Raw genomic sequence first — 24,799 nt, 5'->3', positions numbered from 1 at the left:
GCCTCCTATTTCGTAAAGATGGTAGCGTCACCGGCCTTAGGCGTAAGCTTGCCGTCTCTCATAATACCCATTCGCTCTGCCCAATTTTCAAATTCCGGCAACGGCCTACGGTCATACACCTCACGCAAAGCTGAAATATCGTGATAACTGGTCGTCTGATAATTTAACATAACATCATCGCCCATTGGTATCCCCATAAAGTAGGTACAACCTGCTGCAGTTAGTAACACAGCCAGATTCTCAATATCATTCTGGTCTGCCTTCATATGATTGGTATAGCACGCATCTACCCCCATCGGCAGGCCTGTCAGTTTCCCCATAAAGTGATCTTCCAGACCAGCGCGGGTTACCTGTCGAGTGTCATACAAGTACTCCGGACCGATAAACCCGACCACGGTATTTACAAGAAACGGTTTATAATGACGTGCTAAACCATAACAACGCGCTTCCAAGGTAACCTGATCGGCATTATGATGTGCCTCTGCTGACAGCTCAGAGCCTTGTCCTGTTTCGAAGTACATGATATTGGGTCCAGTAGCTCGGCCTTCTTTCAGGCCTGCTGCATAAGCTTCATCTAAAATCTGGCTATCAATACCAAAGGCCTTATTTCCGGCTTCTGTACCGGCAATTGACTGGAATAAAAGATCAACTGGTGCACCCTTTTGTACCGCCCGCAGCTGAGTTGTAATATGAGCCAACACACATATTTGTGTAGGAATTTCCCATTCTTGTACAAATTGATATAGTGTCTCTAAACTGCGGATCACTGCCGGTAAGGTATCATCTACCGGATTCAGCCCAATTACAGCGTCACCCACACCATAGGCTAACCCCTCGCGAACACTGGCAAGAATCCCATCAACCCCATCTGTAGGATGGTTGGGCTGAAGGCGGGCAGCCAAACAGCCGGGAACACCAACCGTTGTATTGCAGTGAGCAATATTTCTAATTTTCCGTGCTCCTACTACTAAATCAAGATTGCTCATCAACTTAGCAGCCGCCGCTACCATTTCTGGCGTTAAACCTCGGCTGATACGGTGAAGATCATCATGTACAATGTTCGCACCTAAAATATACTGACGAAGTTCGGCCACCGACCAATTCTTGATCGACCGGTAGACTGGCTCGTTTACATCATTGTCAATTATTCTTGAAACCTCGTCCGCTTCCAGTGGCACCACTGGATTATTACGGAGGTCTTCAAGTGTTAGTTGAGATAGTACATACTTAGCAGCAATCCGTTCGGCGGCATTCTCTGCTGCTATACCTGCCAGGATATCGCCAGACTTTATCTCATTTGCTTTTGCGAGAACCTCTTTAACGCTTTTAAAACTAAAGCTTTGGCCCATAAGCCTCGTTTTCAGCTTCACGCGTTTCACTCCTTCCTTGCCTGGCAACACGTTATCGTGCAAACACCAGGGTTTTTACAATAACCGGAACTGCTTCTTCGTAAGGCAGGGGTTTTGCTATATCGAGAAAATCACCAAGCTTTAATTCTATGCCATCCAGACATACTATTTCTTGCTTAGGCAGAATGCACCGCAGGCTTTGTCCCAAGACCTTGCCGATGTCTTGCTGTGTTACAACTACTTTAGGCGTACCGTCTAGCTGCATCAACTCTGTGGCAAGCTGCTGGGCCAAGGCGACAATTGTCGTGAAATTAGTGTCTGGCAGCGGCGGCACTACTAAAGCAAATGTCCGATAGAGAGAATTGTCAAAATTACGAGCAAGATTCACCCATGTCCAAGTTCCATCAGACTTTAGCTCAGGATAGATTGCTGGGATATTTCTGAGCGGTAACACATTCTTACTGACCATGACAGTCGATCCAGATACATTTACAGTATGTACGCCTGCCCCAAGAACAGTGGCATGAATGGTTTCTTCTCCCTGATAAACCTGCAGCGATTTAAATGCCTTACTGTCACGATAAGCCTCGGCAAGTAAAGGCCCAACATCGCCGTGAACCCACCAATTATCGGGTTGCGGTTGATATACATAGCGAGCAACGCCACCGGAAAAAACGATGCCATCTAAGGCGACATCTGGCAGATGATTGGTCATTACCAATGCCGCATCGCCTGCTGCCGGTGGTTGATGAAACAAAACATGATCTACACAAGCTGTCATCTCAGCTAAACAGGTTTTAATGGCGGCCTGCTCTGCCTCAAATGAACAAGCAGGAAAAAGTGTCTTGCCTGATTGGTTTTCTAAACAGTTTGCCAATTTCTGCGCCGGGGGACTAATATAGGAAAGCCGACGCGACAGTGTGTCAACCTCAAATAGTCGCCCTCCCACATTTATACATGCTGTTCCGATGCAAACCCCGCGGTCAAAAATCGCGATATTGGAGGTACCACCACCAATATCCAAGTTCGCTACCCGAATATGCTGTCGCTTGGAAATCTCTTCGGCGCCAGATCCCTTGCCAGCAATTACACTTTCTAAATCCGGACCTGCGGTCGCAACCACGAATTCGCCGGCGAATTCTGCCAAGGCATGAACAATTTCTGATGCATTTTCTTTCTTGGCAGTTTCTCCAGTGATAATAACGGCCCCAGTGTCAACATCCTGGGGTTGAATGCCTGCACATTGATACTCATGAGCAATAATATTGCGCAAAGCAATTCCATCAACCCGGTTACGGTCCAGAAAGGGCGTAAAGTGCACAGCGCCCATATACACCACACTCTTTCGAGTGATTTCGATTTTCGGAACCTGAGTTCCCGGCATAACATTGACCAGTGTCAGCCGGGATAACACCATTTGAGTAGTCGTCGTTCCAATATCAATTCCAATACTGGTAAGCGTGATTTCCTTTGTCATAATGCTTCAGGATTACTTATTGGTATCAGCAGGCTTTATTGCTGCTTTAGCCGGTTTTTCTTCAGCTGGCATACTCGGCAATATGGCTTCCAGCTCCGCGTGTGGCCGGGGAATAACGTGACAACTGATAAGTTCGCCAACACGTTCAGCGGCAGCGGCACCGGCATCGACAGCTGCCTTCACTGCTCCGACATCACCACGCACCATTACAGTCACCAGCGCTCCACCTACTTTTACTTTGCCGATTAGCTGAACATTAGCCGCTTTTACCATGGCATCTGCGGCCTCAATGCTTCCCACTACCCCTTTTGTTTCAACCATACCTAAAGCTACTAATCCATCTTTGTATGACATTCTTTATTGCCCCTTTCCTAAAAGTGATTAACCCTACTACTTGTCCAACTCATCCAACACACCGAATTCTTCTTCGAAAGGCCGGATGTTTTTATTACCCCAGATGAAATAATAGACGATCGCTAGGACGTAAGCCACCGCAACCCATATTAGACTATCAACACTTGCCACTAACAGGCTAATTACGCAGAATACTGCAATTACCAAGCTGATGGCCGGTACAGCCGGAAACATTGGAACTTTAAAGGGACGGTTCATTCCTGGTTCCTTAGACCGTAGCACAAACAAGCTTACCAAACTGATAATGTACATGATTACCGAACCAAATACAGAGATGGTAATTACAACATTTGTCAAGCCTGTCAAGGCTGCCCCCAGCCCTACTAGTCCTGGCAAAATCAGCGCCCATACCGGTGTGTGATGTTCCGGATGAACATATGCCAGGAATTTCGGCAAGTAGCCGGTACGAGCCATAGCATACGTTTGGCGAGAGTAACCGACAATAATGCCATGCAGTGACGCAATCAAACCAAATAACCCAATAAAATTGATGGCCATAACCCAAAAAGATTTTTCACCAAGGACATTGCTTAAAGCCAATGGTAGCGGAAAATCCACTGCTTCAATCAATTTGACATCCGCAATACCGGCAGTAAGGAACAGTGTCGCAAAAGCCATGACTGTTAAAGTTCCCATACCAGTCAAAAAGCCAACAGAAATATCTTTTTGTGGATTGACCATTTCTTCCGCCGCCATAGCGCCGCCTTCAATGGCCAGGTAGAACCAAATAGCAAAAGGAACTGCCGCCATAATACCACTATAGCCATACGGCAAAAGTGGCTCAGCCATTACCCTGGACATTTCAAAATGCGGTATAGCCAAACACCAGTAAATCACTAGACCAATCAGCGCTACAATTGTTACAACCAGCTCAAATGTAGCAGATACCTTCATTCCCCAATAATTGATAAAGATAAATAGCAAAAATGCAATTATTGTCGCTGTCATCGCGGGAATATCCGGCATGATATTATGGATATACCCGCCTACCGCTAAGGCAATGGCCGGTGGCGCAAATACAAATTCAATGAGGCAACTGATCCCACTCATATAGCCCCAAAACTTGCCTAAGGCCCGCCGCGCATACGCGGATGGACCGCCGGCATGTGGAATAGCTGTTGCCAGTTCTGAATAAGAGAGAATAAATGTTATATAAAAAATAGTAACTGGGATAAGCGCAATGGCTAACCCCATTACCCCACCTGCACCAAAACCATAACTCCAACCAAAATAATTTCCTGAAATGACCAGTCCTACCGCCAAAGCCCAGAGATGAATGGGTTTCAAAACTCGCGTAAGTTGAGAATTCTCGCCTCCGGTATTGGCCTGAGCACTATTAACTATCGGTTTTTCCAAATTACTCATTACATACTCCTCCTTACTTTACTAATTGGATAATCAAGTACTACATAAAATAAATACGCTCGTTACTACTCCCCCCTAACCCGCAAGTTTCTATTCAGTTCACCCGCCACTTTAATGTCACTCATAAGGCTGGATGTTACTGCTTGGTTATATAAGATAAGACTTGGCTTGTGCCAAGTCCCTCAGGACGACGGCAGAAGCCTTAGTCGTTCTTATGTCAACAGAATTTTGTTATAAATTCTGGTAGACTAAAAAAGCGCCCTTTATGACTGTTAAGATTTCTCTTAACAGTCATAAAGGGCGCTTTTGCCCAGTATTCCCTTGTCTGTTTCAAACTTTACACTGACCGATTGCTATACCATAACTTTGAGTGCCGCAAATTATAGCATGGGCGCTATTGCCCGCACTATTATTATAAAAATTCGCAAAAGATTAATATTCAGATAAATTTATATATTGCTAATTCGCTATACATTAAGCATTTCCTGCAAGATATTGCTGAAAAATATAAAAAATTTGCCTAATCTGCTCCATTTTTTTGCTTCTGATTGGCTATAATCCGTTTAGCCAAATCAATCACCGTTACTCGCTCTTGCATAGCTTGGCGCAATAAATCCCGGTGCGCTTCCTGTTCAGAAATGCCCAGTTGATCTTTCATGATAATACGAGCATGTGCAATTACTTTTTGATTAGCCAATTGATCCTTTGTATCAGCCAATTCCTGTTTGATATTCTGCGTGTCCTTCCACCTGGCATAAGTGATACGAACCATAGCCAATAGACCACTTTCTGAGGTTGGTTTTACAAGATAGCCACAAGCATGCACACATTCGGCACGACTGATAAAACTCGGTTGACTGTAGGCAGTAAGTATAATAACAGGAATATTCATACTCTGGAAAATCTTTGCTACTTCTAATCCGTCCAGTTTGGGCATCATAATGTCTAAAATCGCCAAGTCCGGCGAAGTACGTTGCGCGACTTCAACAGCCTCTCGTCCATTGGAGCACTCTCCGCATACCACATAACCAGCGTTTTCAAGCATTGCTTTAACGTCTACCCGAGTAAGTGCCTCATCTTCCGCGATCAGTACCGACAATGGAATCATAATCTCCCTCCTTCCTGAATATAGGGAATGAGACCTTCGCTATTGTTGTACCAGTACGACGTTCAATCTGAAATGTGCCCCCCATTTGCTCACAGACCAATAAGTTGACTAAATACAATCCCAGTCCCTGACCTTTTTCACAAGATTCACTGTCAGTGTCTTGGGATTCTGTGTCTGCGACCACCATGTGGACAACTTTATCAGATTCTTTTACAAAAATACTAATTTCTCCGTTCATTGCCTCCTTGATGCCATGCTTTAGACTATTTGTGATGAGTTCATTGAGGACTAATGCGACAGAAACAGCCTGACTATCAGGAATTCTTACGTCTTGCCCCTGTACAGATATTCTGATGTTCTGCTCCAATAAAGTGTAGCTGTCTACCAAATTTTCGGCAATATCACCAGCTAGCTCTAGAAGATTTAGGGAACTCCAACTTTGATGCGCAAATACGTCATGGACCTTTGCAATAGAGATAATTCGGCTCACACATGCTTCGAACTCTTTTTCCACGACTTCTGATCCCATTCGTCGTCTTTGTAAATTTAAAAGAGATACAACATTTTGCAAATTATTTTTGACACGATGATGAATTTCTCTGATAATGGCACTTTGCACATCTAACTGGCGTTCTTTCTGTCTCAATTCCGTAACATCCTGAACAGAAACAACACATCCTGATAATTCCATATAATTCACTAACGGATGGGCTCGAAAAAGAAAATGAGAATTGTCCACCTTATACTCCATTGGAGAGGCAAGACTATCCACCATATCCTGCATCGACATAAAGGATAACGCTTGCATTAAATTGGCACCTAATGATGAATTAGGAAAATAGGCCTTACTTATCTGTGTTGCATTTTTATTTAAATAAATAATTTCACCTTTTTGATTAAGTACAAAGATCCCGTTACCTACCCACTCCTCCCAGGCAAAACCAGTAAACGTCAATGACATCAATGTATTACTTAGCCGTTCTGCTGTTTGACTAAGAAATTCGACTTGTTCTTCATGGCGAATTTCTGCTGAAATATCCTTTTCCATAATAATTACACCGATTATTTTGTCATTTTTACTGCGAAGTGGTACAACAGTCTGGTCAATAGGCACTCCCTCCTGGCTTAATCCCCGAACATTTCGGACAATCCCGGCCCGAGAGAACGCTTGAAATACTGCAGGCTCTTTAGTAGCGTAAGCAATCTCTCCAACTACACTTTGCTTGTACAATGAATGTCCTGAAGGACGCGCCCATGCAACCACAACAGCATCAATAGCATTTTTCGATAATACATCAATGAAAATGTCTGTTCCTGACAATTCAGCAACAATTGGCAACTGCTGTACGATTTTTTCAAGATCTTCGACTTCACTCATGCTTAAATCCGTATACTGCTTGCAAAGATTACGAACCACTAGCAAATCACATTCTTCTTTCACAGACTAAAGCCTCCGTAACACATTCATGATTAAGCCTTTTTAGCTTATTGTATCTGTAAAATATTATTAATTCGTAAAATAAAAGAAACGCGTTGATTAAGACACTTTTTAATGAAAAGTGCTTTTCAACGCCAGTTGCAATTCGGAAACTATACGCCCATTCTTACATGATTCCGCCATCTTTGTCAAGACTTGTCAATTATAGAATTCCACCATTATGTTCCTGCGACTTCGGTAAACAATTGAGTATTATCAAATATCCCAAAACCAACTGTTTATCGCTAATTAAAATCAGTACAACGATTTTAGTAAAAAAGAAGCATCTCTTGTCTGACAACAAAGAAATGCTTCTTTCTATTCATACTATTTTGCTAGAATTTTTGTAGTTCACTCAGGACAAGAATACGGAACAATGGTAACAGGACACTGAGCGACGTTAACCACACCATAACTGACGCTGCCAAGTACCCCACCTAGCATCGGATTCATTCCGCGGGATCCCATTATAATCATCCGTACACCGTTTGGTGAACAACTGCCCGCTGGAATAGTATCGTCAATCCCCGCTTCTTGGCAAATCTGATCCTTGGCATCACCTATTCTTAGTTTTATTTCATATTCTACACTGGAGTCGTCCAATATCTTCTTGGCCGACACAATTGTCTCTTGAAAAAGCTGTTCCTGATATTCGCGTATGGTGGCTTCCTTGAAAAACATTTTGGTATGAGCAGTATGAAAGCTAGATTGAACATTCAAAACGATGATTTTTTCTTGCAATGCTTTTGCCAAAAAAACAGCCAGATGTAATGCTTCAACGGCATTTTTTGATCCATCAAAAGGAACAAGAATATCTTTCTTCATGGCAATACCTCCAACCTTATAGTTTATCCCTTTGTAATAATTCGCCACAGATTATCTCTATTCCTTTATTTTAGTGCAAATATTGTTACAATTTGCAACTAAGAGGTTGTAGGAATTTTTCACTTCAACCCATACTCTTACGAATGGCATAGGAAAGCCTTCTTATCCCTTCTCTAATTTTATCTTCCGGCATATTGGAATAATTTAGTCTAAGCGTGTTTGTCACCCCACCATTAGGGAAAAAAGAGTCTCCCGGCACAAAGGCAACATCATGCAACAAACATTCTTTCAGAAGCTCTACGGCTTTCAGCTGCTTTGGCAGCTCCAGCCAGAGAAACAAGCCGCCTTGCGGCTGAGTACATGTTACTCCTGTTGGCAGCATCTCAGCTAGCGCCTCTACCATTGCGTTCCTGCGACCGCGGTATACCTTGATTATTTTTTGTATATTGGCTTCAAAATCATAATGAGCTATAAAATAGGATATTTCCATTTGCGTCTTGAGCGATGTACATAAATCGACCCCTTGCTTAAGTAAGACGCATTTTGCAATTACTCGGCCATCTGCAGCAAGCCATCCGATACGCATTCCCGGACAAAACGTCTTGGAGAACGTCCCTAGACAGATAACTAACCCCTTACCATCCATTGATTGCAGGGAAGGCAACATTTCATTCTCAAACCGCAATTCTCCATAAGGATTATCTTCAATAACCGGAACCTCATACCTTTGAACAAGCTTCATAAATTCTTGGCGCCGCTCGTTAGGCCAGGTCTTGCCAGTAGGATTTTGAAAGTCTGGAATAACATAAATTAGCTTTACTTTTCGGGTTGTTTGAAGAATTTTTTCCAATTCTTCAATAATCATTCCACCTTCATCAGTAGGTACTTCGATAAAACGCGGCCGGTATGATCGAAACACGCTGATAGCCGCTAGATAGGTCGGACTCTCACAGAGTATAACATCATCCTCATCGATAAACAGCTTGCCTAATAGGTCGAGAGCTTGTTGTGATCCAGAAGTAATCAATATTTCATTTGCTTCAAAGTTTGTTCGGAAATTTTGCTTCATACGAGCGGCGATTTGTTGCCGTAATGGTCCATAACCCTCTGTAGTTGAATATTGAAGCGCCTTTTTTCCTTCCGTTTCAAGGACTTTGACTGACACCTCCTTCATTTCTTCTATTGGAAATAATTCCGGTGCAGGCAACCCTCCGGCAAAAGAAATGACTTCTTCCCGCTCCGTAATCTTTAAAATTTCCCGGATTTCAGACGCCCTTAACAGCTCTGTCCGTTTCGCAAAATGAAATTCCATCAAATTACCCCCTCAGTTTGCTATTACGAATACTATGTACTTTGTATTCATAATAAGCAGCAGGAGAATCTCTGTAAATATCCAATATAAATACTAAAAGATACCAATTACTAATAGGAGAGGAAAATCAGCAAATGGATATAACCAAAATAGTAAGTAACATGCAACTTACCCCCGATTCTTCTGCACCCCTCTACTTACAACTGGCTAATAACTTTGCTTCTCGCATCTTGGAATCGGCCATTCCCTCTGGAACTAAATTGCCGCCTGAACGTGAACTGGCTCGACTGCTGGGCGTCAGTCGGACTACCACACTCAATGCCTACCGGCTACTTGAAGAGCGCGACCTGATCACAACAAGGCGAGGAAGCGGTACCTATGTAAATGACCTATCTCAAAGCCAAACAGCTTATACCATGCCCTGGGCACAGCTATTTACCCCGCAATATAAGTCTCCCTTGTCCTCCTTGTTGCGAACCTTAGTAGCAACGCCTACTGCCAACAATATCATCTCGCTTGCTGCCGGAATGCCTGACCCAGCACTTTACCCCTTGTCCTTGCTGGAAAGTGCGCTTACTACCAAGTCTCCTCCCCTGGACCCGGCTGATATGGGCTATATACCTACTGAAGGCTACTTTCCCCTCAGACGCGCTTTAGCGACCTGGCAAACTAATCAAGGTATTCGAACCGCCCCTGACAATATATTAATTGTATCTGGTTCGCAACAAGGGCTATATCTCACCATTAAGGCTTTTGTCGAGCCCCGGGATTACGTTATTGTGGAATCTCCTACTTACCTTGGGGCCATTCAAATACTAGAGGCTGCCGGTGCGCGCACGCTCTGTCTGCCTAACACCAAAGAATTGGACTTAGCCGTATTGGAAGACTACCTAGTGCGCTACCGACCAAAATTATTTTATACTATCCCCACATTTCAAAATCCTACCGGACGAGTGATGTCTTTGCAAAACAGGCAGGATTTAATCCGTCTGGCTGCCCGTCACCGCCTGGTTATCATTGAGGACGACCCCTATGGTCAACTATACTACGGCCAACAGCCACCGCCGTCGCTTAAATATCTGGATAATTACGGCGGGGTAATCTATCTGGGAAGCTTTTCTAAAATTCTGGCTCCTGGACTGCGCACCGGCTGGGTGGCTGCCGCCCCATCTGTCATTAATCATCTTGCCCAAGAAAAACAATATATTGACCTTCATAGCAACAATCTGTCACAACGAATCCTCCATGTCTGCTTAGAAACTAACGTTCTCACCGATCACCTAACCACAGTGCGAACAGAATATAAAAAACGCCGTGACGCCATGGTTAGCGCAGCCCGGCGTTATTGCAGCAACCAGCTTACTTTTACTACCCCCGAGGGCGGCTTCTATCTATGGTGCAATGTAACCACCCCGGTTTCTGCCCCCGAGTTACTGCACCGAACCGCCGCGGCAGGCGTATCGTATGTGCCAGGCGAGGCTTTCTATAGCAACCAGTCAACCAGCACCGAGATTCGGCTATGTTTTTCCACCCACAGCGAAGACCGCCTGGTTGCAGGAATGAAGATTCTTGGACGTGTTTTAACCTCCTGCGCATCTTGTCCTCCTGCCTCTACCGGCTTGGCAGGACGACCAATCCTATAGAACAGATACAATGGGAAAGGGAGTGCACCACCTTAGCTTGACGCACTCCTTTTCCCAGTGTTTCCAAGACTGACCCTACGCCAAACTAAAATTAATAAAGCCTCCCAAGTAAAAAAAACTGGAAGGCTAGGTCAAATACAGCTTTATTCTCGAACCTTAGAAAACAAGTTTAGACCTATCATATTTGATAAGTCTAAGCTTGTTTTTACTATAAAGGCAATGAAAATCCGACTACAAATTTCCCTAACCATTTATATACTAATGAGCAGCAACCGATGCTAATAGTGGGCAAAAATCACTTAGTAAGCTCTCTTGTCCAGGATTAAGAACGAGAAACTCTGAGTCCCATGGTCCTGTTAGCAATAGGCGCAATAATCGTAACGAGCCTGGGGTAACGTCGTACTGCATATTAGATTTTTCGCAAAACTCTTTAATTTTAGGCATTATGCCCTCTATGCTATAAGCACCGGTATCGATGATCATAAACCGAGTATAATTATTCAGCATTTTTTTTATTATCCGTAAAGCCTTCTGTTCGCCATAACGTTCAATCCATTCCCTATATGACCACATTACGTTGCCTTCCGGGTCTAGCCAGCCTTTAGTTATAAAGTAAGTACAAATCCCGTTTGGGATGCTTTCTCTCTCTTTTTTTGAACCAAGCAGTAAACTAATGCAGTCGTCAATCCGCGGAATTACAAGCTTAGCTTTGGTAGACTTTATTCCTACGAGGCCGTTTCCACAACAACCATACGCCATGAGAATGACATCAGCAGTATCTAATGCATCAATCTGCGCTTGAACTTTCTGGTGCAGAAGTTCAGGGAAGCTGTGTAAGCCCGATTCCATATACACCACTGGGTAACTTATACCTAACTGCTGCAAAACAAGCTCAACTTCATCTCTCATTGTCTGGCAAGCCAAAATTACTGTTTGCACTGTAATCACCCCCAATTATCTCCAGCAGTAATCATTTTTTATGCAACGTAAGTATGCTGGTTTCTTTTAGTGTCAAATCTTTTGTTTCTGGTGCCCAAACTACACATACCATTAAACCAAGAAATGTCAGTAGGGTGCTAATTAACATGGTATTGCCTATTCCGAGCGTATGTAAGGAATAGGGTAAGGCAAAAGTCCCAATTGCCGCGCCGATACGGCTGATGGCCGTTACTACTCCTACAGCAGAGGCACGGACATTAGTTGGGAATAACTCGTTGGGATAGATCCAATCAAGAGCACTTGGCGGACCGGAAAAAAAGGCATAAACAGCGAAACCCAGGAAGATTAACCATGCAGGTGCACCTGGAACTAAACCTAAGACTAACATGGACAATGTCATAAAAATAAAGCTCCAAATAATAAGTGGGCGTCTTCCAAAGTGATTTACAAGAGACATTGACGCAATAGTACCCGTCAAAAAAAATATATTGATAACAGCATAGCCGATAATCCAGTCATTACCAGCACCTAAATGGAACGCATCTAAAATCTGTGGTGCAAATGTATAAATGGCAAAGCACGGCGCTACCTGGAATGTCCAGAATAACCCAATAAACAAAATTTTTCTAAGGTAGTCTGGTTCAAGTAACTTGCTGAATCGAGTTTTTTCTGTTGTGGGTTCGTCTAAATCAGCAAGGCTGGCGTGAGTGCCATATATTTTTTTAATAATATTGAGAGCCTCTTCGGTACGTCCCTTACTTACAAGCCAGCGGGGAGATTCCGGAGTATCCCAACGGCCTACTACCAGTATTAAAGCTGGAATGGCGGAACTCCCGAGCATCCATCTCCAAGCGTCAGGACCTGTAGCTAATAGTAAATAACCTGCGATGCCGGCCACAACGGCACCGGCATACCATGCACTTGCCAATAATCCCATCGTGGCACCCCGATACCTACGAGGACAAAACTCTGTTAACAGAGAGGTTGCAATTGGGTAATCTGCCCCGACGGCAATTCCAATAAGAAACCGTACTATAACTAATTCCAAAGGCGTACTGATAAGCATTTCCATAAGCGATAAAATTATGATTGCAATAAGATCGAGTTGGTACATTACTTGGCGCCCAATCAGATCAGTCACATAGCCAAAGATTGCTCCTCCAACTAACAATCCGATAAGGGCTGCGGCGCCGATCATAGCTGTCCAAAATGTGTCCAGCTGGAGCTGAGGTTCCAGTTGTAATAAAGCCATCCCGATAATTGTCAGGATGTAGCCGTCCAAAAAAGGACCTCCGCTGGTATAAATCGTAAGTTTCTTCAAGAAAGGGGTTAACGGAGAATCTTCGATACCGAGTGATTGATTCACATTTTTCAGCCTCCTTGACGTAGAGCATTGTGTTCTTCCTTATTAATAATGAGCAATTATCATGCCAAATAGTGCGATATAGAGCTACACTGAAAAATTAATATTTATTCGATAATTAAGCCGCTTTAATATTTCCATCTTATACCTGTTTCTTTAGGTATAAGTGGGAGTATTAAAGCGGCTTAGTCTTACTTTGTAAAATCAGCTTTATCAGTTTTATAGGAGGTTGATTTAATTCCCAGCTTGCGTAACCGATAGTGTAGGTCTTGTCTGGAGATGCCTAACTGCTTAGCGCTATCGCTTACATTGCCATTAGTCATCTTTAACATGTTTTGAAGCAAATCTGTTTCGCACTGCCGTAGATACTCAACTAACGGTTTCCCTGTTGGTATATCCGTTACCGAGGTGTTGCTTGACTTATTTGCGGATAAATTACTGAGCATTCGTTTTACTAAAAAAGTGGGTAAGTCTTCAAGAATTACTTCTGCCGCCGTATGCTCAGCAATACTCATCGCACTTTCAATCACATGCTCCAATTCCCGGACATTTCCTGGCCATTTATATAAGGATAATAAATCTAATAGATCGGGGGATATCTGCGTAATATTCAAATTCAATTGGTCATTAAAGCGAGAAATAAACTCTTTAGCAAGCACGGGTATATCTTCTGGACGCTGCCGAAGCGGTGGGATATGCAAAATTACTGGCGTTAAGCGGTAGAAGAGGTCATCGCGGAAGGAACCATTACTCGATGCATCGTACAAATTTTGGTTGGTTGCGCTGATTATACGACAGTTGATCTTACGTTCGGTTTTGGCACCGAGACGACGGACACTCTTATCTTGTAATAGACGTAATAGCTTTGCTTGTAAAGGTACACTTAATGAATTGACTTCATCCAAAAACAAAGTTCCATTCTCAGCCTGTTCAAACAAACCAGGAGCATCAATGGCGCCCGAGAATGCACCCTTTACTGTACCCATGAGTAGGCTTTCCATCAACGTCTCAGGTATAGCGGCGCAGTTAACAGCGATAAAAGGTTGTGAACTGTAGGAGCTCGCATTATGGATTCCCTGCGCAAACAATTCCTTTCCTGTACCAGTTTCTCCATAAATCATTACAGTGGAGGATGTTAGTGCGATTTTCCGGGCTTGTTTTATAACTTGTTTGATTAAAGGGCTGATGCCCACAATGTCATTTAAACTAAAACTAGTGCCATTTGGTCGATTTCTCGATTTATTTTGGTCAAAACAATGCACAACCTTTGTTAATAGCTCATTTATAGAAGGAATGTCCCGGTTAATTGAATATACCGCCGTAAGTTCTCCATCTACAAAAAATGGGTAACAATTATAGCCAATATCAACCTTTTTCCCGGTATGTAAATGATAAGTCATATACTGATCTAATAGAGGTTTTTTACTATTTAGTACTGCCATGCGTTGGAGGTTTTCTAGGGGTAATGCATATACGTCGGTATCTTTCTTCCCTAACATATTTTGACGATTTGTGGCTTCCAGTCGTTCAAATGCCCGATTATAAATCAGAATGGTGCCGTCTTTATGTGCGGCATACACGCCTTCTGATATTGAATCTATAATTTCGTGCAATAATTGATTCTCTATAACTAATTCTTTCAGACTTTTCTGATTATTTTTAAGCATATATAGATTTCAGCCCCTTCGTACTACAGAATGTACATTGTTTACAGAAAAGAATCTTTTCAGTGAAAAAATTCTTTTCACTTGTCTGTAAGTCAGCAAATGTACTACTTTTGAGAAAAAAGGTGAAAGAAAATTCTACACTTACAGAAAAATCTATATTGATTTTAAAATTGGAATTATACGAAAAATTACGCTATTACGTGTTATTGGCATAACATCGTCGACATGGCATGAGAATTGCATTGATAAAAAGTGTGGATTTATAAGGATATCTTATTCCATTTGGAGAGGGGGGTCGATTAGACAGCTATAGTATATCATCTAATTGAGTTAAGGGCTATTTTAGATTTAGTAAGGGGAGGGTCGTGCAATGAGTCAAGAGGGAAAAAAAATTGATCAAATGTTATTTTGGCCTCCGCTATTGTTAGTTGCTATTATGTGCAGTGCAATTATTTTGAATCCAGAGGCTGGGACTAACGCCGTAAACAAAGTATTTTCTTTTTTAACTGGTAAAATGGGCTGGACATACGAAGTTTTTGTTCTGGCGAATTTGGGAGTAGTGCTATATTTCATATTTGGTAAATTTGCTAATAAGAGATTTGGCGGGGAAAAGCCAGAATTTAGCACCCTGAGTTGGTTAGGGATGCTTTTTTCCGCAGGAACCTCTGCCGCTATCGTATATTGGAGCCCTATAGAATTCTACTTTTATCTTACAGCTCCTCCTTTTGGTTTAGAGCCTATGTCACCGCAAGCCACAGCTCTGGCTACAGCGTATCCCCTGTTCCACTGGGGGCCAAGCAGCTATGCACTCTATGTCGGTGTCGGTGTGGTGTTCGGATACCTGTTTTTTGTTCAGGGGAAAGAAGTTTTCCGACCAAGCACGGCCTGTGAATCCTTGCTTGGTAAGCATGCCAACGGCTATCTAGGTAAAGCCATTGATATCTTCTACATGGTCGGGATTATTGCCGGGATCAGTACTTCCGTTGGTTTGGGAACGCCGCTGCTTAGTGAGGTAATTACCAAAATAACTGGCATTCCGCACACGTTAGGATTAGATGCAACAATTCTTATTATTTGGACAGTAATTATAGGTATTAGTGTGTACGGGGGCTTGGACAAAGGAATCAGACGGTTAAGCGATTTCAGAAATTGGTTGGGTTTTGCTTTACTGGCCTATGTTTTAGCAGTAGGACCAACCGCGTTTATGTTCAACAACTTTATTGATAGCTTGGGAGTCATGTTCAATAACTACTTTAGAATGAGCTTATATACTGACCCTGTTCTAAAGTCTGGCTTCCCTCAAGACTGGACAATATTCTATTTTGCCTGGTTTATCGCTTTCGCTCTTAGCACAGGAATCTATCTGGCGAGAATTTCCAGAGGAAGAACGGTTCGGGAATTTACAATAGGCGCTATGTTCTCAGGTGTTATCTGCGTCTATACGTACTTTATGGTCTTTGGCAACTACACAATGGATTTACAAGCCAGAGGAGTAATAAACCTCGCAGAAATTATTAAAGCGCACGGAGTACCGTATGCGATTGTAGAAATATTTTCTACACTTCCCTTCGCCTCTATCATACTACCCATAATTTTAGTGTTGCTATTTATTTCAACGGCAACCGTTATTAATAGTATAGCATATACACTTGCGATGGTAACTACTGCACAACTAAAAACAGGCGAAGAACCTGCTAAATGGAACCGGTTATTCTGGGCTGTGGTTTTAGGAGGCATTTCGCTGACGCTTATATTCTTGGGCGGTATGAAGCCACTGCAGGCCGCATCAGTTGCGGGGTCTTTCCCGACCATGTTTATCATGGCTATTATACTGATCGGTTTCATTAAAAAGGCAGGAAAAGAATGGGATGTCTCGGATGAAACGAAGCCTAGCGACTCAACAGATACAAAGGATAAGTAAAGACCCTAATGGCCCAGTTAATCCGAAAAGATAAATAACATCAAAATTTAAATTATAAACTGATGTAGGAGTGTGAAACAAATGTTCAGGTTTACAGCAGAGCAGCATGTGTATGACATTAACGGCGTAAAGATTGGGGGCCAACCGGGGGAATTTCCCACAGTGCTAATTGGCAGCATGTTCTACCGAGGACATAAAATTGTCATCGACTCGATAAAAGGAATTTTCAATGAGGCTGAGGCAAAAGCACTGCTTGATCAAGAAGCTGAAATGAGCGCAGAGACTGGCAACCCCAGAATCATCGATGTTTTGGGAGATACCCCGGAGGCGTTAGCGCACCATGTTGAGTTTATTCTGAAACATACTTCATCCCCGTTTTTACTTGATAGTGTGAGTCCGGAAATTCGGACAGGCGCCTTAAAATTACTAGGCAAAGACCCGGCTATTATCAACCGCCTTATCTACAACTCCATAGAAGAGAATTACACGGAAGATGAACTGAGCATTATTAAGGATTTTGGTATCAAAACTGCGGTCGTTCTGGCCTTCAGTAAAAAGCATCTTAAGCCAAGCAGTCGACTTAAGTTGTTAAATGGCGACGAAAAAACGGAGGGATTAATTGCGGCAGCAAAACGGGCCGGGATTGAGCAGTTTCTTGTAGACCCTGGTGTGCTGGACGTGGCCAGCAACAGTTGGACTACCAAGGCCATCTATGAAGTAAAGGAACAATTAGGTTACCCAGGAGGCTGCGCCCCATCTAATGCATTATATTTGTGGAAAAAGATGCGATCTAAAGGATCGCCTTACTTTGAAGCAGCAGGTACTGCAGTATTTACCTATCCTGTCACTCAGGGGGCTGATTTTCTTCTTTATGGTCCTATTGCAAATGCGCCTTGGGTTTATAGGGGAATTGCTACAACTGATGCAATGATGGGCTATAGCACCAAAATTACCGGTACCAAGCTGGGTACTTCTGAGCATCCGTTATTAAAGCTGTTTTAACCGTGGATCCTAGCTCCCGGTAGACATAATTAAAATAATAAATAAGAGGTGTTGGCAATGATTCCAAAGTTTGATGTATTAACACCTGAACAGGTGAAGCAAGTTCATGAGCAGAGTATGAAAATCTTAAATGAAATTGGTGTAGAATTTTCATACCAACCAGCCCTGGATGTCTTGAAAGCTAAGGGGCAAAAGGTAGAAGGTCAGCGGGTTTATTTCCAAAGACAGTTTGTGGAAGAACAAGTGGCTACTGCCCCTGCCGAATTTACTCTTCACGCCCGTAATTCGCAAAACAACCTAGTAGTTGGTGGCGAGAATATCATCTTTATGCCTGGCTATGGCTCACCATTTATTCATGAAGCAGATGGCACACGCCGCAACTCAAATATGAATGACTTTGACAACTTTGTTAAGTTAGCGCAAATGAGTCCTAATATGCATATGACTGGCGGCAATGTTGCCGAACCAAATGATGTGCCAGATTCAATCAGACATTTAAAAATGGTTTACAGTGCCATAAAACATTCTGATAAATGTTTTATGGGCAGCGCCTCCGGTTATGACAAAGCCAAAGATACTATCGAAATGACCGCCATTCTCTTCGGTGGAAAAGATGTCATTAAGAAAAATCCAGCTTTAATATGCCTTGTCAACTCAGTTACTCCATTAAAATATGATGACCGCATGCTCGGAGGCTTAATGGCCTATGCAGAAACTGGTCAGGCTATGGTAATCGCATCCTTGGTCATGGCCGGCTCGACAGGACCGGCAACAATGGCTGGCGCTTTAGCCTTGCAGAACGCGGAAGTATTGGCTGGTATCGCCTTAGCTCAAAGCATTAATCCCGGAACTCCCGTGGTTTATGGTTCAACATCGGCCATTACTGACATGCAGACAGGTTCACTGTCTATCGGTAATCCCGAAGGAGCGCTATTTACTTCTGCCAGTGCTCAGCTGGCAAGGTTCTATGATGTTCCGAGTAGAGGCGGCGGCGGCTTAAACGATGCCAAGATTGTCGATGCACAGGCTGGTTACGAATCCATGATGACGCTGATGGCCGCCAGCGTGACCGGGATCAACTTTGTATTGCATACAGCAGGTATACTTCAATATTTTATGGCCATGTCGTATGAAAAATTTATCGTAGATGATGAGATTGCTGGTATGCTTCTACGATATCTGAAAGGCATTGAGTTCTCGGATGATAATTTTGCCTTTGACGTCATTAAAAAGGTTGGTCCAGGAGGACATTTCCTTACGCAAAAACATACCCGGAAAAATCATGCCACAGAGCTGAGGCAGGCTACGCTTAGTGACCGATTGTCTTATGACGGTTGGGGTAAGGAGGGTCTGGATACTAACAAGCGGGCAGAGCGGAAATGGAAAGCTATGTTAGCTGAATACCAAGCACCGGAACTGGATAGCAAAGTCAACCAAACTCTTCAAGCTTTTATGGAGAAGAGAACATCTGAACTGAAGGGCTAGTTTTAGTTTCCTTACGACAGTGCTTAATAATACAAATCAAAAATTAACGGAGGTATAATGATATGAGTGATATTTTTGAAAACTTGAAGCAAGCTATTCTCGATGGTGATGAAGATTTGGTGGTTGAATATGCTCAACAAGTTATTGATGAAAAGATTGATCCGACTGCGGCAATACAACAAGGACTCATTAAGGGTATTGAAGAACTCGGCGCAAAATGGAAAGTAGGCGAGGCGTTCTTACCTGATGTCATGATGGGAGCAGATGCTCTTAAAGCTGGCCTTGATATGTTGGAACCAGTTATTGCCGCATCAGGCAACACTGTTAGTGAGTCTAAAGGGAAGATTATTGTGGGTCAAGTTGCCGGCGATATTCACGATATCGGCAAAAATATCGTTGGTGCGCTGATGACGGCCGCCGGATACAAAGTGTATGATATCGGTATTGACCAACCCTCAGAAAACTTCTTGGCGAAAGCCGAAGAAGTAGGCGCTAGCATCATTGCCGCTGGGGCCTTGCTGACCACTACTATGGCCGCCCAAAAGAATATTATCGAATATCTTAAATCTAAGAATGTGCGTGAAAAATATAAAGTCATGATTGGCGGTGGTCCAACCAGTCAAGCCTTCGCTGATGAGATTGGTGCTGACGCTTGGGCCGAAACTGCTGATGAAGCAGTTAGTCTGTGCCAAAAGCTTATTGCAGGCTAAGCATAGCAAGCAACTGACTTTCGAGTTAACTTGTTAGATCGGAATTTTAAGAAAGCAGCCTCAGCCCCTAGCAAAAGTTAGGCTGAGGCTGCTTTTGTACATAAAGAATAAGAGCGGTATGGAAATCCAGAATAACGTTGCATGCTGGGAGTGGAAGTATGGCTGAAATGAAAAAAAGAGCTAACGCAGAAGTGATTGTTGACTTTGAACCAATTGGCAGACGGGTCTATGCCAATATCGGTCAGACTATTTTAGCAGTGGCCAAGGGAATGGATTTGTTTGAACATGGCATCAGCGCTCCTTGCGGCGGCAAAGGATTGTGCGGTCGGTGTCTAATACGTCTAATAACAGGGCAAGTAACCTCACCCTCACTTACCGAAGAAAATATACTTACTCCGGAACGTCTCAGTCAAGGCTACCGGTTGGCATGCCAGGCAAGAATTGTCGGTCCCTGCAAAATTGAGATTCCGGTAACATCGCTGATTGGTCGCCAACAACTGCAAGTAGATGGTTGCTCGCAAGTAGTTGAAGTTGATTATTTACTTAAAAGGTATATGTCTGTGGCTACTCCGGGGACTAACTATGAGCCGTTAGGACTAGCCATCGATTTAGGGACAACCAAGATTGCCGCCTTTCTTATCAGGCTGACTACGGGAGAGATGGTGGTGGCAGAAGGTATTTTAAATCCACAAATTGCTTACGGCGAGGACTTAATGAGTAGACTGGCATATGCCTTGGAAGATGAGGCAAATGCTCAGCAGATAGTAAATGCTGCTGTCAGTGGAATTAATGAATTGGCCAAACGCTTAACTTTGCAACAGGGTTTGGATGTCCAACAAATTAGTCAGGCAGTTATTGTAGCTAATACGGCCATGCATCATTTGCTACTTGGTTTACCAATAAGGCAACTTGCCACATCGCCTTATGTTCCTGCCACGACTAGCCCAATTGAGATTGCTGCAGAAACTATCGGTCTTACGTTAGGGCCTCAAGCCCAAGTATATTTTACACCACCTATTGGCGGGTTTGTTGGCGGCGATCATGTTGCCATGATCCAAGCAACCGGAATTGATAAAGGGAAAGGTATAGTTTTAGGGATTGATATTGGAACAAATACCGAAATTGCCCTGTCGGTTAATGGAGAAAGGATTTCTTGTTGTTCCTGTGCATCTGGCCCTGCTTTTGAAGGCGCACATATTTCGCAGGGAATGCGCGCAGTTAACGGCGCTATCAGCGAGGTAAAGCTTTTTCAACAAGGCAAGGAAGTACTTTGGCAGACAATTGGCGATCAGAGGCCTATTGGTCTATGCGGTTCTGGCATTATTGATCTAATTGCCGAATTAAATAAGGGAGGAATCATAAGCGCAAATGGTAGGCTGAATCCGAACAATACCCGGGTTAGAATTAAACCGGGTAAAGCTCCTGAATTTATCGTCGTCTCAATAGAAGACAGTGGGTGTGATAGTGATATTGTTATAACTCAGAATGATATTGGTGAGATACAATTAGCTAAAGCAGCTATTGCTAGCGGGATTAGTAGTTTATTAAATGCCCTCAATATTAGAGTGGAGGACGTTGACCGAATCGTTATTGCCGGTGCCTTCGGCTCTTTCCTGCGACTTGAGAGCGCGATTACCATCGGTATGCTGCCGGATTTGCCACTGGAGCGGTTTGAACAGGTCGGTAATGCGGCTGGTGCTGGTGCATGTATGAGTTTGGTATCTTCGAAAGAACGTCGCCGGGCTGAAGCTATGACTGCTTCTATTGAACATTTGGATTTAGCGTTGCAGCCGAATTTCAAGAGAGAGTTTGCAAAGGCGTTAAAATTTCCGCGGTATATACTTCACCAATAGTAATAAACAGGCCCAGCAAGACCGACCCTACGTCAAACTAAAATCAATAAAGCCTCCCAAGTAAAAATCCTGGGAGGCTAGGAAAAATATAGTTTTATTCTCGAACCTTGCGGTAATCTATCAAATCATCCACTGTAACCACCGGCATATTGTTCTTTTGCGCAAAAGCCACTATTTCAGGCAATCGCGCCATGGTTCCATTGGGGTTTGTCAGTTCGCACAGTACACCATATGGTTTGAGACCGGCAAGCCGCATTAAGTCAACATTGGCTTCGGTATGGCCCGGCCGTTCTAAAACACCACCTGGTTTAGCTTTTAAAGGAAAAACATGCCCTGGATGCCGCAGATCTTGAGCACAAGCCTTATCAGCAATTGCCGCTTTTATAGTAGTAACACGATCAGCAGCTGATACACCTGTAGTAACTCCTTTTGCAGCTTCAATTGAAACGGTAAATGCAGTCTGAAAACTACTTGTATTATTGTCTACCATCATTGGCAATGCCAATTCCTGGGATTTCTCCTCTGGCAGACACAGGCAAACTATACCACTGCATTCACGAATTAGCATAGCCATCTGTTCTGTTGTCAGCGACTCAGCAGCAAAGAAAATATCACCTTCATTTTCCCGCTGTTCGTTATCTGTTACTAAAACTCCCCGGCCATTGCCCAGAGCGCTAAGTGCCCTTGTCACCCGCTCCTCTGCATTGCCAAATTGACTTAATAAATTCTGATTCAAAGTAATGCGCCTCCTATAGTAATAGTAGGACTTACTAGATCAGGGCAATTAGGTAGGCAGCTAGGAAACAATACTAAATAATACTTCAATTCTCCGTATTGATACTGACCGCCTTATCCTCTTTCGTCCGGACTATACCGTCGGCACTGGCATTTCACCAGTTCTGCTGACCTCTTCCAACACACGAAGAGCGCTCGCGGGCTCCCCAGTACAACTGGGATACCGCCGGTGGGGACTTGCACCCCGCCCTGAGAATAAGTCTCATAGTTGTTATTATACTCCTCGACCATTATTTGTCAACAACCTCTGTCCTGTGAGCCAGGGTGTGTTCATGAAATCAGTCCAGCATAAAACAACTGCCCTAGAATAGTGGCGAACCGCGCCAGTGTTATACCGGTCTTCCATTCAAAATGAAATGACAGGCAGCACTGTGTCTTTTAGAAATCTCTTTGAGCGCCGGTTTTTCTTGCCTGCAAATCTCCCTGCATTCCGGGCACCTGCTCTGAAATGGGCACCCTGGCGGCAAAGCAAGGGGACTTGGTATCTCCCCCGCCAGCGGCCGGACCGCTGCAACCCCTTTTTTTCTCACCGGGAAAACCGCCTGCAGAAGCGCCTTCGTATAAGGATGCATTGCTTCATTCAGCGCACCGCCCGCAAGCACCTCTACGATATTGCCGAGATACATAATGGCGATGCGATGGCTTATCTGCGATACCAGGGCCAAATCATGACAGATAAAAATCATGGACAGATTCTTTCCCTGTTGTATTCTGACCAGAAGTTCCATAATTTTTTCCTGCACAGATACATCCAGTGCACTGGTCGCCTCATCACAAACGAGGATTTCCGGCTCAAGCGCCAACGAACGGGCAATCCCGATGCGCTGGCGCTGCCCGCCGCTCATATTGCCGGGATAGCGGTCGGCAAAATCTTCCGGCAACTCAACCATGCGCAAAAGTTCTCCGACCTTTTTCCCGGACTCGCTGTCTTTTATCATATTGAAATTGCGCAACGGCTCGCAAAGGATGTCTTTGGTCTTCATCTTCGGATTGAAAGCCTGCGTCGGATCCTGAAACACCATCTGGATATGTCGCCGGCTCTGCCGCATACGCTCTCCCTTAAGCTGCGTAAGATCCTCGCCCCGGTAGCAGATCGCCCCGCTCGTCGGCGGATACAGCTGCAGGATCAGTTTTACAAGCGTGCTCTTGCCGCAGCCGCTTTCACCAACAACACCAAGTGTTTCTCCCTGATACAGCGACAGCGATACGTCATCGCAAGCTGTCAGCATGCGCCCGTCAGAGACCGGGAAACGCTTTACAACATGCTCGATTTCCAGAATTTTTTCCATTTCAGCCGACATATCTTTTCCCTCCGACCTGCGGTACGGCATCTAAAAGCTCTTTTGTATACGCCGACTGCGGCCGAGCGATAACATCATCCGTTCTGCCAGACTCTACGATTTTTCCTGCTTGCATGACGATCAGCTTATCCGACATATAGGCTGCCACACCGATATTATGTGTAACAATGACGATTGCCGTTTTATCCTTTTGGCAGATCTCCATCATTTCCTTTACCACTTGCGCCTGCGTCGTCACATCCAGGGCCGAGGTCGGCTCATCCGCCAGCAGCAGGCGCGGTTTAAAGAACATGGCCATGGCCACGCCGACCCGCTGGCGCATGCCGCCGCTCAGTTCAAACGGATAGCTCTTCATAATATTGTCCGGATTGGGCAAGTGCATCTTCCTGAGCATGTCCTCTGCTGCCTTGGCTGCTTCCCTTTTCGTCAGCGGCGAATGCTCGCGGATATACTCTACGAATTGGCTGCCGATACGCCGGATAGGGTCCAGCATATTGCCGCTGTCCTGAAAAACCATGGCAGCCTTTGTGCCACAGAGACGGCGCCACTCGGCAGACGTATTCTCCAATATATTTTTGCCTTCAAAGAGAATTATCCCGCCGCTCACACGGCCCTCATGTGGCAGGCAGCCAAGGATTGCGCGAATAACTGTTGTCTTGCCGCTGCCGCTTTCTCCCACAATCGCAAGGATCTCGCCTTCATCGAGCGACAAATTCACATTTCGGACGATTTCATATTCGGCGTAGGATACCGAAAGCTCCGATACCTCTAGTAACATCTCAGATCTCCTTCA

General features: G+C 44.1%; 20 protein-coding genes and 1 riboswitch. Of the genes, 6 read left to right on the top strand and 14 right to left on the bottom strand.

What is annotated here, in order from left to right:
• Nucleotides 1-5 precede the first annotated feature (5 nt).
• The 8 genes from ACZ449_RS24085 to ACZ449_RS24050 form a co-directional block, all read right to left on the bottom strand.
• Nucleotides 6-1,370, bottom strand: coding sequence for an ethanolamine ammonia-lyase subunit EutB (locus tag ACZ449_RS24085; protein WP_464258576.1), 1,365 nt, complete (start codon nucleotides 1,368-1,370; stop codon nucleotides 6-8).
• Between the two features lie 31 nt (nucleotides 1,371-1,401).
• A complete protein-coding gene (locus ACZ449_RS24080) occupies nucleotides 1,402-2,826 on the bottom strand; it encodes an ethanolamine ammonia-lyase reactivating factor EutA (protein ID WP_464258575.1) in 1,425 nt (474 codons plus the stop codon).
• A gap of 12 nt (nucleotides 2,827-2,838) precedes the next feature.
• Nucleotides 2,839-3,180, bottom strand: a complete 342-nt coding sequence (locus ACZ449_RS24075; RefSeq protein ID WP_464258574.1) for a BMC domain-containing protein — start codon at nucleotides 3,178-3,180, stop codon at nucleotides 2,839-2,841.
• A gap of 36 nt (nucleotides 3,181-3,216) precedes the next feature.
• A complete protein-coding gene (gene eat, locus ACZ449_RS24070) occupies nucleotides 3,217-4,605 on the bottom strand; it encodes an ethanolamine permease (RefSeq protein WP_464258573.1) in 1,389 nt (462 codons plus the stop codon).
• Nucleotides 4,606-5,125: 520 nt separating this feature from the next.
• Nucleotides 5,126-5,713 (bottom strand): ANTAR domain-containing response regulator, encoded by a 588-nt coding sequence (locus ACZ449_RS24065; protein WP_464258572.1) that lies wholly within the window; start codon nucleotides 5,711-5,713, stop codon nucleotides 5,126-5,128.
• Nucleotides 5,679-7,154 (bottom strand): sensor histidine kinase, encoded by a 1,476-nt coding sequence (locus ACZ449_RS24060; protein WP_464258571.1) that lies wholly within the window; start codon nucleotides 7,152-7,154, stop codon nucleotides 5,679-5,681. Before ACZ449_RS24060 ends, ACZ449_RS24065 begins: the two co-directional genes overlap by 35 nt.
• A gap of 387 nt (nucleotides 7,155-7,541) precedes the next feature.
• Nucleotides 7,542-8,015: a universal stress protein gene (locus ACZ449_RS24055; RefSeq protein ID WP_464258570.1), complete on the bottom strand. Its 474-nt coding sequence runs from the start codon at nucleotides 8,013-8,015 to the stop codon at nucleotides 7,542-7,544.
• A gap of 124 nt (nucleotides 8,016-8,139) precedes the next feature.
• Nucleotides 8,140-9,327, bottom strand: coding sequence for an aminotransferase-like domain-containing protein (locus ACZ449_RS24050; RefSeq protein WP_464258569.1), 1,188 nt, complete (start codon nucleotides 9,325-9,327; stop codon nucleotides 8,140-8,142).
• Between the two features lie 134 nt (nucleotides 9,328-9,461).
• Here ACZ449_RS24050 and pdxR point away from each other — a divergent pair, with 134 nt between their 5' ends.
• The gene (gene pdxR / locus ACZ449_RS24045; protein ID WP_464258568.1) at nucleotides 9,462-10,970 is read left to right on the top strand and encodes a MocR-like pyridoxine biosynthesis transcription factor PdxR; all 1,509 of its coding nucleotides are present in this window, start codon (nucleotides 9,462-9,464) and stop codon (nucleotides 10,968-10,970) included.
• Nucleotides 10,971-11,228: 258 nt separating this feature from the next.
• Here pdxR and ACZ449_RS24040 read toward each other — a convergent pair whose 3' ends face one another.
• The 3 genes from ACZ449_RS24040 to ACZ449_RS24030 all read right to left on the bottom strand — a co-directional run bounded on the left by ACZ449_RS24040 (nucleotide 11,229) and on the right by ACZ449_RS24030 (nucleotide 14,939).
• Nucleotides 11,229-11,909, bottom strand: coding sequence for a DUF1638 domain-containing protein (locus ACZ449_RS24040; RefSeq protein WP_464258567.1), 681 nt, complete (start codon nucleotides 11,907-11,909; stop codon nucleotides 11,229-11,231).
• Between the two features lie 31 nt (nucleotides 11,910-11,940).
• Entirely contained in the window at nucleotides 11,941-13,275 is a 1,335-nt protein-coding gene (locus ACZ449_RS24035) for an MFS transporter (protein WP_464258566.1), read from the bottom strand.
• Between the two features lie 188 nt (nucleotides 13,276-13,463).
• Nucleotides 13,464-14,939, bottom strand: coding sequence for a sigma-54 interaction domain-containing protein (locus ACZ449_RS24030; protein WP_464258565.1), 1,476 nt, complete (start codon nucleotides 14,937-14,939; stop codon nucleotides 13,464-13,466).
• A 370-nt stretch (nucleotides 14,940-15,309) separates the two neighbouring features.
• On the opposite strand from ACZ449_RS24030, the gene caiT reads away from it, so the two are divergent.
• The 5 genes from caiT (at nucleotide 15,310) to ACZ449_RS24005 (ending at nucleotide 21,910) form a co-directional block, all read left to right on the top strand.
• Nucleotides 15,310-16,860: an L-carnitine/gamma-butyrobetaine antiporter gene (gene caiT / locus ACZ449_RS24025; RefSeq protein ID WP_464258564.1), complete on the top strand. Its 1,551-nt coding sequence runs from the start codon at nucleotides 15,310-15,312 to the stop codon at nucleotides 16,858-16,860.
• An 81-nt stretch (nucleotides 16,861-16,941) separates the two neighbouring features.
• Nucleotides 16,942-17,862 (top strand): [methyl-Co(III) glycine betaine-specific corrinoid protein]--tetrahydrofolate methyltransferase MtgA, encoded by a 921-nt coding sequence (gene mtgA, locus ACZ449_RS24020; RefSeq protein ID WP_464258563.1) that lies wholly within the window; start codon nucleotides 16,942-16,944, stop codon nucleotides 17,860-17,862.
• A 57-nt stretch (nucleotides 17,863-17,919) separates the two neighbouring features.
• Nucleotides 17,920-19,347 (top strand): glycine betaine--corrinoid protein methyltransferase, encoded by a 1,428-nt coding sequence (mtgB, locus tag ACZ449_RS24015; protein ID WP_464258562.1) that lies wholly within the window; start codon nucleotides 17,920-17,922, stop codon nucleotides 19,345-19,347.
• A 62-nt stretch (nucleotides 19,348-19,409) separates the two neighbouring features.
• A complete protein-coding gene (mtgC, locus tag ACZ449_RS24010) occupies nucleotides 19,410-20,057 on the top strand; it encodes a glycine betaine-specific corrinoid protein MtgC (protein ID WP_464258561.1) in 648 nt (215 codons plus the stop codon).
• Between the two features lie 158 nt (nucleotides 20,058-20,215).
• Complete coding sequence (locus ACZ449_RS24005; protein ID WP_464258560.1) at nucleotides 20,216-21,910, top strand: ASKHA domain-containing protein; 1,695 nt, start codon at nucleotides 20,216-20,218, stop codon at nucleotides 21,908-21,910.
• 94 nt (nucleotides 21,911-22,004) lie between these two features.
• Here the strand turns inward: ACZ449_RS24005 and ribB are convergent, their stop codons facing one another.
• The 3 genes from ribB to ACZ449_RS23990 form a co-directional block, all read right to left on the bottom strand.
• Nucleotides 22,005-22,646, bottom strand: coding sequence for a 3,4-dihydroxy-2-butanone-4-phosphate synthase (gene ribB, locus ACZ449_RS24000; RefSeq protein WP_464258559.1), 642 nt, complete (start codon nucleotides 22,644-22,646; stop codon nucleotides 22,005-22,007).
• A 111-nt stretch (nucleotides 22,647-22,757) separates the two neighbouring features.
• A riboswitch (FMN riboswitch) is annotated at nucleotides 22,758-22,906 on the bottom strand.
• Nucleotides 22,907-23,034: 128 nt separating this feature from the next.
• Nucleotides 23,035-24,006 carry an ABC transporter ATP-binding protein gene (locus tag ACZ449_RS23995; protein ID WP_464258558.1) on the bottom strand — a complete coding sequence of 324 codons (972 nt, stop codon included), beginning with the start codon at nucleotides 24,004-24,006 and terminating at the stop codon, nucleotides 23,035-23,037.
• Complete coding sequence (locus tag ACZ449_RS23990; RefSeq protein WP_464258557.1) at nucleotides 23,996-24,784, bottom strand: ABC transporter ATP-binding protein; 789 nt, start codon at nucleotides 24,782-24,784, stop codon at nucleotides 23,996-23,998. Before ACZ449_RS23990 ends, ACZ449_RS23995 begins: the two co-directional genes overlap by 11 nt.
• Nucleotides 24,785-24,799: the final 15 nt, after the last annotated feature.

It is taken from the genome of Desulfosporomusa polytropa (genome assembly GCF_055380075.1).
Note: the sequence above shows the minus strand (reverse complement) of the source record. Positions and strands in the feature narration are given on the sequence as shown.

Excerpts from the sequence above, each read along its gene's own strand:
- ACZ449_RS23990 (WP_464258557.1), bottom strand. The coding sequence starts at position 24,784 with ATGTTACTAGAGGTATCGGAGCTTTCGGTATCCTACGCCGAATATGAA.
- ACZ449_RS23995 (WP_464258558.1), bottom strand. The coding sequence starts at position 24,006 with ATGTCGGCTGAAATGGAAAAAATTCTGGAAATCGAGCATGTTGTAAAG.
- ACZ449_RS24055 (WP_464258570.1), bottom strand. The coding sequence starts at position 8,015 with ATGAAGAAAGATATTCTTGTTCCTTTTGATGGATCAAAAAATGCCGTT.
- ACZ449_RS24065 (WP_464258572.1), bottom strand. The coding sequence starts at position 5,713 with ATGATTCCATTGTCGGTACTGATCGCGGAAGATGAGGCACTTACTCGG.
- ACZ449_RS24050 (WP_464258569.1), bottom strand. The coding sequence starts at position 9,327 with ATGGAATTTCATTTTGCGAAACGGACAGAGCTGTTAAGGGCGTCTGAA.
- ACZ449_RS24030 (WP_464258565.1), bottom strand. The coding sequence starts at position 14,939 with ATGCTTAAAAATAATCAGAAAAGTCTGAAAGAATTAGTTATAGAGAAT.
- mtgB (WP_464258562.1), top strand. The coding sequence starts at position 17,920 with ATGATTCCAAAGTTTGATGTATTAACACCTGAACAGGTGAAGCAAGTT.
- pdxR (WP_464258568.1), top strand. The coding sequence starts at position 9,462 with ATGGATATAACCAAAATAGTAAGTAACATGCAACTTACCCCCGATTCT.
- ACZ449_RS24075 (WP_464258574.1), bottom strand. The coding sequence starts at position 3,180 with ATGTCATACAAAGATGGATTAGTAGCTTTAGGTATGGTTGAAACAAAA.
- mtgC (WP_464258561.1), top strand. The coding sequence starts at position 19,410 with ATGAGTGATATTTTTGAAAACTTGAAGCAAGCTATTCTCGATGGTGAT.
- mtgA (WP_464258563.1), top strand. The coding sequence starts at position 16,942 with ATGTTCAGGTTTACAGCAGAGCAGCATGTGTATGACATTAACGGCGTA.
- ACZ449_RS24005 (WP_464258560.1), top strand. The coding sequence starts at position 20,216 with ATGGCTGAAATGAAAAAAAGAGCTAACGCAGAAGTGATTGTTGACTTT.
- ACZ449_RS24080 (WP_464258575.1), bottom strand. The coding sequence starts at position 2,826 with ATGACAAAGGAAATCACGCTTACCAGTATTGGAATTGATATTGGAACG.
- eat (WP_464258573.1), bottom strand. The coding sequence starts at position 4,605 with ATGAGTAATTTGGAAAAACCGATAGTTAATAGTGCTCAGGCCAATACC.
- caiT (WP_464258564.1), top strand. The coding sequence starts at position 15,310 with ATGAGTCAAGAGGGAAAAAAAATTGATCAAATGTTATTTTGGCCTCCG.